The sequence below is a fragment of the Paenibacillus plantarum genome (genome assembly GCF_013141695.1).
Classification (GTDB): Bacteria; Bacillota; Bacilli; order Paenibacillales; family NBRC-103111; genus Paenibacillus_E; species Paenibacillus_E plantarum.
This window is the reverse complement of sequence record NZ_WHNY01000059.1, coordinates 130,710-143,682: the sequence shown is the minus strand read 5'-3', so window position 1 is coordinate 143,682 and position 12,973 is coordinate 130,710. Positions and strand designations below refer to the sequence as shown.

The 12,973-nt window shown below is 45.5% G+C and carries 14 protein-coding genes; 12 read left to right on the top strand and 2 right to left on the bottom strand.

Annotation, left to right across the window (positions count from 1 at the left end):
* From GC096_RS18265 to GC096_RS18255, 3 genes are all read left to right on the top strand, one after another.
* Positions 1–430 (top strand): hypothetical protein (locus GC096_RS18265; protein ID WP_171632132.1); only part of this gene is annotated, 430 nt, incomplete at its 5' end.
* Between the two features lie 147 nt (positions 431–577).
* The gene (locus tag GC096_RS18260; RefSeq protein ID WP_171632131.1) at positions 578–1,651 is read left to right on the top strand and encodes an anthranilate phosphoribosyltransferase; all 1,074 of its coding nucleotides are present in this window, start codon (positions 578–580) and stop codon (positions 1,649–1,651) included.
* A gap of 160 nt (positions 1,652–1,811) precedes the next feature.
* Positions 1,812–2,795 (top strand): C40 family peptidase, encoded by a 984-nt coding sequence (locus GC096_RS18255; RefSeq protein WP_171632129.1) that lies wholly within the window; start codon positions 1,812–1,814, stop codon positions 2,793–2,795.
* Between the two features lie 65 nt (positions 2,796–2,860).
* Here the strand turns inward: GC096_RS18255 and GC096_RS18250 are convergent, their stop codons facing one another.
* Complete coding sequence (locus tag GC096_RS18250; protein ID WP_171632127.1) at positions 2,861–3,370, bottom strand: NUDIX domain-containing protein; 510 nt, start codon at positions 3,368–3,370, stop codon at positions 2,861–2,863.
* A 197-nt stretch (positions 3,371–3,567) separates the two neighbouring features.
* Between GC096_RS18250 and thrR the strand changes: the two genes are divergently transcribed.
* From thrR to GC096_RS18225, 5 genes are all read left to right on the top strand, one after another.
* Positions 3,568–4,020 carry a transcriptional regulator ThrR gene (thrR, locus tag GC096_RS18245; RefSeq protein ID WP_056610603.1) on the top strand — a complete coding sequence of 151 codons (453 nt, stop codon included), beginning with the start codon at positions 3,568–3,570 and terminating at the stop codon, positions 4,018–4,020.
* A gap of 29 nt (positions 4,021–4,049) precedes the next feature.
* The gene (locus tag GC096_RS18240; RefSeq protein WP_171632126.1) at positions 4,050–5,336 is read left to right on the top strand and encodes a homoserine dehydrogenase; all 1,287 of its coding nucleotides are present in this window, start codon (positions 4,050–4,052) and stop codon (positions 5,334–5,336) included.
* A gap of 73 nt (positions 5,337–5,409) precedes the next feature.
* Entirely contained in the window at positions 5,410–6,387 is a 978-nt protein-coding gene (gene thrB / locus GC096_RS18235) for a homoserine kinase (RefSeq protein ID WP_171632124.1), read from the top strand.
* Positions 6,384–7,250, top strand: coding sequence for a prephenate dehydratase (pheA, locus tag GC096_RS18230; RefSeq protein WP_171632122.1), 867 nt, complete (start codon positions 6,384–6,386; stop codon positions 7,248–7,250). The genes thrB and pheA overlap by 4 nt, the downstream gene beginning before the upstream one ends.
* Before the next feature lie 198 nt (positions 7,251–7,448).
* Positions 7,449–8,726: a LysM peptidoglycan-binding domain-containing protein gene (locus GC096_RS18225; RefSeq protein ID WP_171632120.1), complete on the top strand. Its 1,278-nt coding sequence runs from the start codon at positions 7,449–7,451 to the stop codon at positions 8,724–8,726.
* Positions 8,727–8,797: 71 nt separating this feature from the next.
* Here the strand turns inward: GC096_RS18225 and sigW are convergent, their stop codons facing one another.
* A complete protein-coding gene (gene sigW, locus GC096_RS18220) occupies positions 8,798–9,409 on the bottom strand; it encodes an RNA polymerase sigma factor SigW (protein WP_056610392.1) in 612 nt (203 codons plus the stop codon).
* Between the two features lie 518 nt (positions 9,410–9,927).
* On the opposite strand from sigW, the gene GC096_RS18215 reads away from it, so the two are divergent.
* From GC096_RS18215 to ruvB, 4 genes are all read left to right on the top strand, one after another.
* Positions 9,928–10,590, top strand: coding sequence for a BofC C-terminal domain-containing protein (locus GC096_RS18215; protein ID WP_312886299.1), 663 nt, complete (start codon positions 9,928–9,930; stop codon positions 10,588–10,590).
* Positions 10,591–10,723: 133 nt separating this feature from the next.
* Entirely contained in the window at positions 10,724–11,224 is a 501-nt protein-coding gene (ruvC, locus tag GC096_RS18210; protein ID WP_171632118.1) for a crossover junction endodeoxyribonuclease RuvC, read from the top strand.
* The gene (gene ruvA, locus GC096_RS18205; RefSeq protein WP_171632116.1) at positions 11,221–11,850 is read left to right on the top strand and encodes a Holliday junction branch migration protein RuvA; all 630 of its coding nucleotides are present in this window, start codon (positions 11,221–11,223) and stop codon (positions 11,848–11,850) included. The genes ruvC and ruvA overlap by 4 nt, the downstream gene beginning before the upstream one ends.
* Before the next feature lie 32 nt (positions 11,851–11,882).
* Entirely contained in the window at positions 11,883–12,890 is a 1,008-nt protein-coding gene (gene ruvB / locus GC096_RS18200; RefSeq protein ID WP_171632115.1) for a Holliday junction branch migration DNA helicase RuvB, read from the top strand.
* Positions 12,891–12,973: the final 83 nt, after the last annotated feature.

The following is a 12,973-nucleotide window of genomic DNA, read 5'->3' as shown; positions in this document are numbered from 1 at the left end:
GAATTGGGTAAAACAAACCTATACAGAAGAACACGACGTACCTATGGTTACCAATTTACTAAGCTACTCTAAAGGCTTCTGGAAAGGGCTTTTCACTTGCTATGATGAGTACCATGTCCCAAGAACTAATAATGATTTGGAGCGATTTTTCCGTGCTACGAAAACAGCACACCGTCGAATCACGGGTCTTCGTAATTGGAACGAGTACATCTTACGCAATGGAGAAATGATCGTTCTTGTTCAAGATGCACTGAAACAAAAGCATATTCTTGCTCGATTAAAAAGCGTTGATTACGACAGATACAAAGAACAGAAACAAAATTGGCAGAACCGCTTACAAGATAGCGTAAAACGTAAACGATTTAGACGGGACCCAGAAAAGTACCTAGAAAGACTGGAAAACCTATGGGATGCACACTTCGTTCGTTAATCTTGCCGTCGTAGTTTTTTTTTGTTCTGACGCATTTAATGTCACGATACTTGACATGTAGTATTAAAAGCATTACCATTTTAGATATATCACAATAATTATGTTAGTAAATATAACATTAAACGAACATAAGAAAGGAGGAGTATGATGAAGAAATGGATTCAAGCGATGGGGTCGGATCAAACACGAATGCGGAATTTAACCTACGATGAAGCTGTAGAAGCTGCTGGCGAAATGGCGAGAGGAGATTCAACAGATGCGCAATGCGCAGCATTCCTAATGGCGTTATGTATGAAAGGGGAAGCAGATGACGAGTTGATGGCCTTTATCGATGTCTATCGTGGCTATTCCTTAAATTATCATACTCAGCCTAACTCGCTTAATTCAATCGGGCCTACGGAAGGGAGAAAGCGATTTCCTGTTACGTTGCCTGTCAGCTTGCTGCTTGCGTCAGTGGGATTCACCCAGGTGATGCAAGGTGGTGATGCGCTTCCCTCCCGCCAAGGGACTTCATTGAAAGAGATCGTAGAAGGTTTAGGTGTTACCTTGCAACTTTCTGTGAAGGCTTGGCAATCCATGTTATTTCATTTGCACATCGGATTTCTACCTACAGAGCAACTGTGTCCGCCAATTGGACGGTTGAAGCCGGTGCGAGAACAGTTGGGCATACGAACAGTCATTGATACGATAGAGAAAGTATTAAATCCTGTGCTGTCGACGAACTTGATTATCGGTGTGCAACAGCGCAAAGCAATGGAATCCTTGATTCCGATATCGATGCGTTCGGGTTTTCAACAAGCGTATATTATCAGCGGCATTGATGGCTCAGAGGATTTGCCCCTTTATGAGAATAGCACGATCCGGATCGTTACCCCTTGGGGAGATGAGTCTCGTAGTGTTGAACCGCAGAAATTTGGCTTTACGAGTACACCTCTACCACATCTGGCGAAAGAAGATCAGATTTCCATGGTGAAACGCATTATTACAGGCGAGGATGGAAAAGAAGTCAAACGTGAACGTGATCACGTCATTTTTAATACCGGGTTAAGGTTGAAATGGTTTGATAAGGTAGATAGTTACGAAGAGGGCTTCCAGCTCGCCGAAGCTTTACTGCAGCGGAAAGAAGCGCATAAAATCATGCAGCGCTGGATTGATCAGAGTCAGTATTTGAAACTGCAAGATCTCGCCGACAGTGATGATTCCTCTTCGAAAATAGGTTAAAGGCCTTCCAAAAAGCTGTGAGTAGACAGCGAATGGAGGGTCTTTTTTATGGGGGTAGGCAAATTGGTAGATGTTACAGCTAAAACTTAATCAATGGATATGTTACCATTTACTAGTGTCATCAGGATTCGTAAGTACAAAACGCTAGGAGGCCTACTTCATGAAGAAACAACTACTTGCTTTTGCCCTTATCCCCTCATTACTATTTGGTGCTGTTACAGTCCCATTCCCTAAAGCAGCTTCTGCTGCAACTACTGGTGAAGTCGTTAGCAGTGTGAGCTTCCGCCAAAGTCCAGACGAGAATTCACCACGTATCCGGTATTTAAAAGCTGGAGAGCCAGTCTCCATTATTGAGAAAGTGAATGCTTACTGGTATAGAGTTCAAGTGACGAACGGTCAGATCGGTTATGTCTCAACGAGTTCGAAGTACATAAAAGCAAACGGTCAAACAACGTCACCTGCAACAGGGACAGGACGAATCGTCGCAAGCGTGAGCTTCCGCACCGCGGCTAATGAGAATGCATCGCGGATCCGTTATCTGAAGGTTGGGGAAACCGTTCAAATCTTGCAGAAAGTAAATGCTTACTGGTATAAAGTTAAAGCATCAGATGGTCGTGAAGGATACATAAGTACAAGTCCTACCTACATATCAACATCAGGTGGAAGCACATCTCCTGACACGAACACAGGTGGTGGGACAACAAGCGAAAAGATTCAAAAGGTAATTGCAGCAGGTAAGAAATACATAGGAACGCCATATGAATATGGGTCCAGTCGTGATAACACGGCAACGTTTGATTGTTCCGATTTTGTACGTCAGGCATTTTTGGACGGAATTGGATTGAAATTACCGTCTGATTCAAGAGGTCAAGGTGCGTATGTGAAGTCGCTCGGACACAATGTAACGGACTGGCATAACCTCAAGGTTGGCGATCTCATGTTCTTTATGTCTTATAAAGGAACAGCGCAATCCAACTATGCAGGAATTAATAAGTCTACACAAACGATTACCCATGTGGCTATTTATTTAGGCAATGGTCAAATCCTTTCGACGTATTCCAAAGAAAGTGGCGGCGTGCGAATTGATTCCATCGCGAATCGGCATTGGGAATATCGCTTTCTATTCGGAGGCAGTGCGTTATAAGAATGCTACAAAAAGAGCAGGCAACGAGAAATCGTTGTCTGCTCTTTTCCAAGTCAGGGGTTGGACTAAATTTGCATCGGGTCCAATAAGGGGTTCCAATGGATCGTAGGTTTATCTGTCCCTGAGTGAATCCCTGCAGAGCCTATCCACGGATGGGAAGTGGGGCCTACGCTGAAATAATGTTCGAGTAAACAGCGGAAAATATAGGGCATCGGGCGATCAAGGACAGCTGCTTTGTGAATCCAATGCAGATCACCTTCCGATGTAACGATTCGTGGATTCACATCTGTTTGACCGACATAGAAAAACTGTTGGCGTATTTCTTGGCCATTGAGCCGAAGTAAGACATATTGCAGATGTAAATCTTGAATCTCGTCTTGCTCGATGCCGGTTTCTTCCCAAACCTCACGAAAGCAAGCCGTTCTTGGTTGGCTAATTTCATGCGGTTCGAGATGACCGCCAATTGCTGCCCATAAGCCGGGAGAGAGAGTGCGATTTAACGCGCGTTTCATCATGAGGAGCTCGTCTTGCTTGTTCCATAAAAGTGCGGTAGACATCATTCGTAATGTAATCATGGAGAGATCCCCTCCCTTCGTTAGTTCCGTTTCAGCTTATCATAGAAATGGAAGGGGCTGCAAAGGCGAATGCTTGGATGCATTTTGCCTATTGCTTCACGAGGCATGTTTCGATATAATGTCCTCTATAGGGAAACATTAGTCTTTTTGGAGAGGACGGTAGTTAGGTGCCGGAGAGCAAAGAGTTTCTTCCAACCATGAAGCACATCGGACCTGAGAGGTACTACTTAGTCCGTGAGGACATTCTTCCAGAAGGTGTTCTGAAGACAGCGCAGGCCAAGGAGTTGCTTGCACGGGGTGAAGTGAAGACGATTCACGACGCCGTCGAACAAGTTGGGCTGAGCAGAAGCGCCTTCTATAAGTATAAAGATGGTATTCATCCACTTAGCAAGCTAGAGCGCGAACGCATCATTACGATTTCGATGGATTTGGAGCATAGGTCTGGGATATTGTCCCGCGTACTCGCACTCATCGCTAATTTGGATGGCAATGTATTGACTATCCACCAAACGATTCCATTACAAGGTATGGCGAATGTCGTTATATCCTTAGAGATTTCTTCCATGGGCGAGGAGATCCGGGAAATTGTGGATCGCCTAGGGGCGCAAGACGGAGTCAAGCGTGCCATGGTCATCGGTCAAGGAAGTTAAGATTAGCATACAATTCAGGAGGTAATGAAATGAAACCCATCAAGGTTGGTTTACTAGGATTAGGTACTGTAGGAACAGGTGTCGTACGTATTGTTGAAGGTCATCAAGAAGATTTGCAACGTCAAACAGGTTCAGCTATTGAAATTGCAAAAATTCTTGTACAAGATAAATCCAAACATCGTAACATTTCTGTTGATGCAGATAAGCTTACAGAGAACGTCTGGGACGTCATTGGCGATAGTGAGATCGATATCGTTGTTGAAGTTATGGGTGGCGTTGAAGCAACGAAAGCCCACATTCTAACAGCACTGGGGAACGGCAAACACATCATTACAGCCAATAAGGATCTCATGGCGATGCATGGGGCTGAAATTTTGGCTAAAGCCGCTGAAAATAATTGTGATGTTTTTTATGAAGCGAGTGTTGCGGGCGGGATTCCGATCATTCGTGCACTTGTTGAAGGCTTCTCCTCCGATCGCATCACGAAGATTATGGGGATTGTGAACGGCACGACGAACTACATTTTAACCAAAATGAGTCAAGAAGGCGCTGCATATGCCGATGTGTTGAAAGAAGCTCAGGAATTGGGCTATGCAGAAGCAGACCCAACTTCAGATGTTGAGGGCTTAGATGCGGCTCGCAAAATGACAATCTTATCGACGCTTGGTTTTCATGCTAATGTCGCATTGAGCGATGTGGAAGCGAAAGGTATTTCCAAGGTAACGAAGGAAGATATCCAGTACGGTAAAAAGTTAGGGTATGAAGTGAAATTGCTTGGTATTGCTGAGAATCATGATGGCCATATCTCGGTCAGCGTTCAACCGACTATGGTCAAAAACTCGCATCCACTAGCTTCCGTAAATGGTGTATTCAATGCCGTTTATGTGACTGGTGAAGCGGTTGGTGAAACGATGTTCTATGGTGCGGGTGCAGGTGAGCTTCCTACAGCAACATCCGTTGTAGCTGACCTAGTGGCTGTTGTACGCAATTTGAAATTAGGTATTAATGGACGTACGGTGCAGGCTCCTTACAAAGAGAAGAAGCTTAAAACGGACGAACAAATCGCTTCCAAAAACTTCATCTTACTTCATGTTGAAGACAAAGCAGGCGTACTTGCCCAAATTACACAAATTTTCGCAGAGCATGAGGTTAGCTTGGAATCGGTCTTCCAACATCCGAATAAATCGAACCCGAAAGCTGAAATCATCATTATTACACATGATGCCAATCAAGCGAGCATGAAAAATGTATTGAATCAATTCGAATCCATGGATGTGATCCATGCGATTAAGAGTGTATATCGTGTAGAAGGCTAGAAATCGGTAACGCACTCGTCCTAGGAGGAGTGCGTAGCCGTTTATTTTGAGTGAAGAGAGGCGCAATTTCGAAATGAGCTACAAGACAGAACAAAAGGTAAGGGTGAAAGTACCGGCAAGCACTGCGAATCTAGGTCCCGGCTTTGACTCCTTGGGGATGGCCTTGAACTTATATGCTTGGATTGATATGGCGATCTCTGATCAGACAAGAATTCAATTGATCGGCGATCAGATGAGTGGAATTCCTACGGATAAATCGAATTTAATCTATAAAGTAGCTCAAATGGTGTTTGACAAAGCTGGGGTTTCGCATCCAGAGCTTGAGATTTCTATGTATAGCGAAATTCCACTTACGCGTGGTTTAGGAAGCAGTGCTTCAGCAATCGTAGGGGCGCTTGCAGGTGCGAACGCGCTTATTGGGAATCGATTCTCAACCTATGAGCTGTTCCAAATCGCTTCGCGTCTGGAGAAGCACCCTGACAATGTCGGCGCAAGTCTATATGGCGGAATTGTCGTTGCCTTCTGGGACGAAGTGAGGGCAGAGTCCATACGGATTGAGCCTGATCTCAACTTGGAGGTGCTGGTGGCGATACCTGCCTTCCAGTTATCGACCGAAAAGGCGAGAGGCGTTATGCCGCAGCATGTATCGATGAAGGATGCCGTGTTCAATCTTAGTCACTCCTCGTTACTGGTTGCTGCCTTAAGCACGGGGAACTTGGAGATGATTCGTCTTGCGATGAAGGACAGATTGCATCAGCCCTATCGCGCGGCGCTTATACCTGGCATGAAGACACTATTGAATGAGTGTGAGGATCATGGCGCGCTTGGTGTTGCTTTGAGCGGGGCGGGACCAACCATGTTAGCACTGGTCGACGCACGCAGTGAGAAGAAGACAGAGCTAGAGGCGTTCCTTCGAGACACGTTGGCGAAGGAAGGCATTGAAGCCCAGCTTCTATGGCTGAAGCCGAGCCAAGAAGGTGTGACGACGACGACCCTTCAAAGCGGAGATGAGAGTCTTCTTTCACTGGTGGAAAATGAGGTGTTGGCATGAAGCGAGTTGCGATTCTTGGACCCAGCACGTTCTCAGAAGAAGCTACACGTCACTTTCTAGGTGAGAAGTTTACGTATGTCTCGTACAAGCTGATCTCTGAGGTTTTCAATGCAACGGCATCGGGTGAAACCGATTTAAGTGTGATCCCCATTGAGAATACGCTAGAAGGCTCTGTACATCTACACGTGGATTGGCTCGTTCATGAAGTTGATCTTCCGATTCGAGCAGAATGGGTATTTCCGATTGATATGAATCTGATTGGTTACCCGAATCCCGATGTAGAAGTTGACGGATTGAATCCTTATCGTCACATTCGCAAGGTACTTTCTCATCAAGTTGTGCCTGCACAATGCAATCAATTTATGAAACAATATTTGCGTGAGGCTGAATTTGAGCAAGTAAGCTCTACGGCTGAGGGTGTACGCATCGTGTCTACGCTACAGGACCCGACAGTCGCTGCTATTGGAACGGCCATTGCTTCGACGAACTATGGTGTGCCGATGCTGCAACGTGAGATTCAAGATCACAAGGATAACATGACTCGCTTCTTGCTTGTAGGTAAAGAAGCATCGGAGTTAATGCCGTCGGAGGATATGAAGACGACGATTCTGGTTACCCTGCCAGAGGATTATCCAGGTGCTCTGCACCAAGTTCTGTCGGCTTTTGCTTGGCGGAGAATTAATCTTTCCAAGATTGAATCGAAACCGACGAAGAAGAAGCTTGGCATTTATTATTTCTATATCGATATTGCGGGTACGATGGACTCAGTTCTTCTGCGTTCAGCTATACAAGAGATCGAAGCAATTGGATGTCAGGTTCGAATTTTGGGCTGTTATCCAAGCTATCCGTATATTGGATCCTAAGGTAAATCCCTTGCGTTTATGACGCGAGGGATTTTTTTTGTGCGAAAGGGGCAAAAGCCTAGGAACGTGCATAAACTGTAATATCATTATTGTGAATAAGCGATGCTGACGCGGCCAAGTTTATGGCGATTGGAAGAGAAACGCGAAGGAGATGCTTACAAGCCAGTTTTCTGTAGAAAACTTTAAGGAGGTAGGGTTTTGAAAATCCATATTGTCAAAAAAGGCGATACCCTGTACGAGCTCGCAAAAAAATACAACACCACCCTAGATCAGATTATTGCACTTAATCCGCAAATACCTGATCCAAATCAGATTGAGATTGGGATGAAAGTGAAAATTCCATCTACAGTTAAACCTGTTGAACCACCTGCATCTGATTTTGTTTATAAGCATGTTGTACAGCAAGGTGACAGTCTATGGAAGCTTGGAAAGGCTTGGGATGTACCACTGCAAGCAATGATTAAAGCGAATGCACATCTTAAGAATCCAAATGTACTTATGACGGGGGATGTGGTTTTTGTCCCCAAAATGCAGCATGGACATACGCATAGTAATCAGCATGGCATGCACCACGCGCATCACAATCCATCAAAGCTTAGCACAGAGCCTTTTGCTCCCGAGCCAATGCCTGAGCCAATGCCGCCAACAGATGCTTATCAACAGCCAATTATTGCAAGCCCACAACAACCTGTCGTTGAAGCACCTCCGTTATCTACGGGGGAAACGGTTCCAGCCATGCCACAAATAATGCCGCCAGCGCCGGTTATTCCAGCTCCCATCATGGAAGATCATGGACTCCATCAACCCTATGGGCAAGCGGTACATCCGTTCCAACAATTTCATATTACAGCCACAGAAGTCTTTGCTTACCCTGAGCAGCACCATGAGGCAATGACGCTTCCAGAGTATCCTCAGTATCCTCAGTATCCTCCGTATCAGGAGGAGCCGTGTGAGCAGCTTCCGACGATGGTAGCTCCAGTCACTGTAGTCGATGAGGGATGTGGGTGTGGCGGACCTTCTATGAATGAGCACCCTTGGATGAACTATCCAGCTCATTACGGGAATGTTCCTATGGGGAACCCGTGGGACAATGCGTCACAGGAGATGCCGGTAATGCCTGCCTTTTATCCACCTCCAATGCCGTATGATCATCTTATGGCGCAACAATATGCGTTCCAACATGATCCTTATGGTATTCCTTATGCGGGTGCAGGCCAGCACGCTCCTTATGAAGAATCATCTTTGCTGCCGCAAGTTCATACCCATGAACTAAAGCAGGTTACAGATACGCAAGCGGAAATTGATATTGACATTCGCGACAAGCAAAAATCAGTTAAACCCAAAACAAGCGGAAGTCGCACAACACGAAAAGTAAAATTATCAGGAGCCTCAGCGTTGAGTGCGTTCTTACAGCAACAAGAACGGGGCATAGAGAAGCGGGAATCGGGTAAACCGGGTCCGTGGATTAATTTCTAAGTTTCACAAAAATAAGCCTCAAATCACGATGTATATCGTGGTTTGAGGCTTATTGCTATTCTGCATGTCAATTAAGCGATCATGCCCAATGTGAAGAAGGTCATTAAACCAATAACGAAATTCATTCCCCATTTTTTGCGAAGAAGCTCACGCCCCCGGTGTAAACGAGTTTTCACAGTCGTAATCGGCAGGTTCAGACGCTCACTAATTTCTTGAAGAGAAAGCTCCTCTAGATAGTACAGCGTAATAATACCTTTATATTTGTCTGCTAATTTGTTGATGGATGCGTGCATATGCTCTTGAATTTCGGTTTGAAGCACGGCATGTTCCGGCGATTGATCTTGACTGGCAAGCTTGCTGTAGTAGCTGTAATCATCATCAAAATCATTGAGCTCCGCATCGAGAGATTGAACAGGTCTTTTTTTGCGTAGCAAATCGATGGCAACATTTTTTCCGATCCGATAAATCCAGGTCGAGAAATTCTGGCTTTCATCAAAGTGGTTTAAATTCAAATAGACGCGGATAAAGGTTTCTTGCACAATATCCTCAGAATCAGGACGGTTATGCAGCATCTTAAACGCAAGCTTTTGTATTTTGCTACGATAGAGCTCGACTAACTCCACGAAAGCGTTGCGATCGCCTCGTCTGGATAATTGAATTAATTGAAGTTCTGCCACATTCATGATGTTTCCCTCCTTAGAGTTGTCGTTTAGAAAAAAAGGTGTAGACCAGTCTCATTTGCTTATATCATATATATCGTCATTCCTGTATGCCCATGAGAGTTTTATCTATCTTTGACTATATCATTTCTGTGGCTACAGTCAAATTCAAATGAGAGCGAGAGTCCGATTATAACCAATTGTTACCGAAATCATGTAAGTTTCGTGACAATTTATAGGGATCTTTGACGAAGTCAAAGTCTCTCTGCTAGCTATGGGGACTCGGATTTGATTGGGTGACAGAGGTTGTATTCGTACTCGAGTTGCCTGGTCCAATTTTATGGATTTCGTTCCATAAAGCTACACTTCCCCACAATATAACGACGCCGATAATGAGGAGAGTTGTGCGTTTAATTGGTTTTCTTCCGTTCATGGTAAATTCACCATCCGTCTTGATTGGTTTGATTCTCTTCTATGGTAAATGATGTATAGTGCTTCTTGCAAATGGAAACAATACGAAAAAACAAGAAGAAGGGGATAACGTGATTGTACATCGGTTCTTGAAGCAATTGAAGAAGAGACTACGCTGGAAGCGAAGTTGGTTGACCTTAGGGATATTCGTTCTGGTTGTTATGGTTACCTGGTCCGTATTTGGTGATAATGCCCCCTACAACTCGAAAATTGCCACTCGCTCGACGATCGCTAGTCTAACACCAGAAGAAGATGAACGCCTTCAGGAAGCAACGAAATTGTTGCAAGCCATTTCCGATCGCAGAGAAAGTTATTTGCTCAAGTCCTATGTCTGTGGTGAAGAACGCAGTCAGTTGGGTTCGCATACATCACAAGAACTACTTTCACTGCAGAGACAACATCCTAGTTGGCAGTTAAGCATTCAAGAGACAGGCGAGGTTGTTTTCACGGAAAACATTGAAGATTTATCTCCAGACTGCAAAGAAAAAGCAGTATTCGGAATAGACGGCAGCAGCAATTTGTCGTTATTCAATGGAACTCCTGCAAACAATCACATTATACGCACCTTTTTCCAACTCAATATTCAGCAGTTAGAAAGCAGTTTACCAAGAGATACGGTGGCACAACTCCACGAAGGAATTCGAGTAACGGATATAGAGGAGTATAATAGCGTATTATCAACGTTCAGCGATTATGCCATAGAAGTTACGGAAGGTGCAATGTCACGTCCTTAGTTCAAACAATACCATAGATAAAGCTCAAGAGATAGTTTCGGGATTTCCCGAGTCTATCTCTTTTTTTTGTTATCTGCTATAATGGAAATGACTACATATGTTCGCTTTTTTTTAAAGATGGGAGAGAAATACTTTGCGTATTCTAGGGATTGATCCAGGGATCGCGATCGTAGGGTTTGGCTTTATTGATAAAATCGGCAGTAAACTAGTTCCGGTACAATATGGTTCGATTCAAACGGAAGCACACACGGATCCAGGTATCCGATTGAAGGATGTCTATGACGCTACAGTACAATTGATAGAGAAATATAAACCAGATGTGTTGTCCATTGAGAAACTATTTTTCAATCGAAATGTAACAACGGCATTCACCGTAGGCCAGGCGCGAGGTGTAATGATCCTTGCGGGCGTGCAGGCTGGGCTGCCGATTGCTGAATATACGCCACTTCAAGTCAAGCAAGCCGTTGTAGGTTACGGGAATGCAGAGAAGAAGCAAGTGCAGGAAATGGTGAAGATTTTGTTGAAGTTGTCCCAAATACCGAAGCCAGACGATGTTGCTGACGCGCTCGCTATCGCTATTTGTCATGCACATTCCTCCGCACTTCAATCTAGAATAAACGAGGTCAAACGATGATAGATTTCTTACGAGGTAAAGTGGCTCTGCGTGAAAGTGATTATACGGTTCTCGATGTGAATGGTGTTGGCTATCGTGTTTTTTGCCCGAACCCTTATGCGCTTTCGCATAAAGAGAATGAAGATGTCACGATGTTCATCCATTATCATGTAAGGGAAGATGCACATCTTCTGTTTGGCTTTATTACGCGCGATGAACAGTCCTTATTCCGCTTATTGCTGGATGTTAGCGGGATTGGTCCCAAAGTAGCGCTCGGCATTCTGGCAGCAGGTGGAAGACCTGAAGCGGTCATACTAGCGATAAGTCAAGAAAACTTGGCGTTTCTGACAAAGCTTCCTGGTATCGGGAAGAAAACAGCCCAACGGATTATTCTAGACTTGAAAGATAAGCTAGGTTCTGTGAGCTTCTCTAGTCCGGAGGCTGCTGTCGCATTAAGTGTTGTCGGATCGGCACAATTAACAGAAGGCGGACTGCCTTGGAGCGAAGCGAAGGAAGCCTTGATGACACTTGGCTATACGGAAGCGGAAGTCGATCGTGCATGGCTGCAAGTGAAGCCTAAAGCAGGGCCGTCGGATTCAGTTGATGTGCTTGTGAAGCTTGCTTTGCAAGCTTTATTCACCATGTAAGCAACTGAACGTGCAAAGGAAGGAGGGGCACCATGGACAATGAGCGGATCATATCGGCTAATTTTATGATGGAAGACAATGTGGTCGAGTATAGTCTGCGTCCACGGTTTTTGGCTGAATATATCGGCCAGAAACAGGCGAAGGAGAACCTCAAGATCTATATTGAAGCTGCGAAAATGAGGAAAGAAGCCCTGGATCATGTACTTCTGTACGGGCCGCCTGGACTCGGTAAAACAACGCTCTCCAACATTATCGCCAATGAACTTGGCGTGAATATTCGTACAACCTCCGGGCCTGCCATCGAGCGGCCCGGAGATCTTGCTGCCATCCTGACGAATTTGCAGGAGGGGGATGTGCTCTTCATCGATGAGATCCACCGACTCCACCGGACGGTAGAAGAGGTGCTGTACCCAGCGATGGAGGATTTTGCCCTTGATATTATTATCGGCAAGGGGCCAAGCGCACGCTCCGTGCGTCTCGACCTGCCGCCATTTACCTTGATAGGCGCCACGACACGCGTTGGGCTGCTCTCTGCGCCTCTACGCGACCGATTTGGGGTCGTTAGTCGGTTGGAGTTTTACACGGTTGATGAGCTCAGCTACATCGTCAGCCGGACAGCCGACATCTTGCAGGTCGGCATCGTTGGTGATGCTGCGCGAGAGATCGGCATGCGCTCGCGCGGGACTCCGCGTATCGCGAACCGATTGTTGAAGCGGGTGCGCGATTTTGCACAGGTGAGAGGCGACGGCATCATCACCATGGAACTTGCTAAGGAGTCGCTAAGACTCCTGCAAGTGGATGATCTGGGATTGGATGAAATTGACCATAAGATGCTGCGTGCGATTATTCAGAGCTTCCAAGGGGGCCCTGTCGGGCTTGAAACGATCGCTGCAACCATCGGTGAGGAAAGCCAAACCATTGAAGATGTCTATGAGCCGTACTTGCTTCAGATTGGTTTTATGCAGCGTACGCCTAGAGGACGGACTGTGACGCCGCAAGCATACCGCCACCTCGGGCTACCCGTACCAGAGCAGCGTTAAATCAATTAAAGATCAGCCATCATGAATTGACAATTGTAAGCTTTTGCCGCTGCTAGAAGGGCGGGCAAGAGCTTTTTTTGTCT